The 1,131-nt window shown below is 54.9% G+C and carries 2 protein-coding genes; one reads left to right on the plus strand and one right to left on the minus strand.

What is annotated here, in order from left to right; genetic code table 11:
• Positions 1 to 38: 38 nt before the first annotated feature.
• A protein-coding gene (locus VMT30_03590) for an IS5 family transposase (protein HVQ44023.1) occupies positions 39 to 877 on the plus strand; the annotation gives its coding sequence in 2 pieces (ribosomal slippage) (positions 39 to 423 and positions 423 to 877; 840 coding nt in all).
• Here the strand turns inward: VMT30_03590 and VMT30_03595 are convergent.
• A partial coding sequence (locus VMT30_03595; protein HVQ44024.1) for a hypothetical protein occupies positions 860 to 1,131 on the minus strand: 272 nt, incomplete at its 5' end. The genes VMT30_03590 and VMT30_03595 overlap by 18 nt on opposite strands.

Consider the following 1,131-nt stretch of genomic DNA (forward strand, 5'->3'; position numbering starts at 1 on the left):
TGATTCAAGGGTGGTGGCCTGATTCGTAGGAGCCGCCCATGTGGACGACGAACAACCGCGCTCGTTATGATCGTAGCTTCTTGCGCTATCCCAGCGATCTGACTGATGACGAATGGGCGCTTGTTGAGCCGCTGATCCCGCCCGCCAAGCGCGGCGGCGACAAGCGCACGGTGATCATGCGCGAGGTGGTGAACGGCCTCATGTATATTCTGTCGACAGGTTGCCAGTGGCGGGCCATTCCGAAAGACCTGCCGCCGCGTTCGACCATCCATGGATATTTCGATCTGTGGAGCTGGGATGGCACGCTCGATCGCATCCATCACATGCTCTATGTGAAATGTCGCGAAGCGCTTGGCCGGGAAGCCAGTCCCACCGCCGCCGTCATCGACAGCCAGAGCGTCAAAAGCGCTGAAAAAGGGGGTCTTCGATCGATCCGCCGGGTTACGATGCGGGAAAAAAGATCAAGGGCAAGAAGCGCCACATTCTCGTCGATACGCAAGGCCTGCTGATCCACGCCATCGTGCACGCCGCCGACATTCAGGATCGCGATGGCGGCGAACTCGTCATGGCGACGCTATTCGGTCTTTATCCATTCCTGCTGAGGCTCTACGCCGATGGTGGCTATCAAGGCCCCTTGTTTCGCCGCGCTATGGCAAAAATAATGGCGCAAGTAAATGTCGAAATCGTCAAGCGATCCGATCACGCGAAGGGCTTCATCGTCTTGCCCAAGCGATGGGTCGTCGAGCGCACGTTCGCGTGGCTTGGACGATGCAGGCGCCTGGCCAAGGATTGGGAAAATCTCAACCGCCGAGGCCTCGCATTCCTACGTCTCGCGTCGATCAGGCTCATGCTGAGAAAGCTATGCAATCCCGCATGATCTCTCCGGACAGACTCTAAGATTCGGAAAATTGTCTACCTGAAGGTAGTCAAACAGCTTACAGAAACCATCGCACATCGAGACGACTTTTTTAATCCGATCATTATCAGCAAAGAAGTTCAGCTCAAAGCAGGCAGCGTACAAGACGAGGACCGGATCACTTTGCGGTCCAAGAAAAGGAATCGCTAGATACGAAATTTCCGACGATTCTGGATCGACTTTTCCCTTCATTTCCTTACGTAAAAAATCTACAG

This window comes from Candidatus Saccharimonadia bacterium, from assembly GCA_035544015.1.
Lineage (GTDB): Bacteria > Patescibacteriota > Saccharimonadia > UBA4664 > UBA4664 > UBA5169.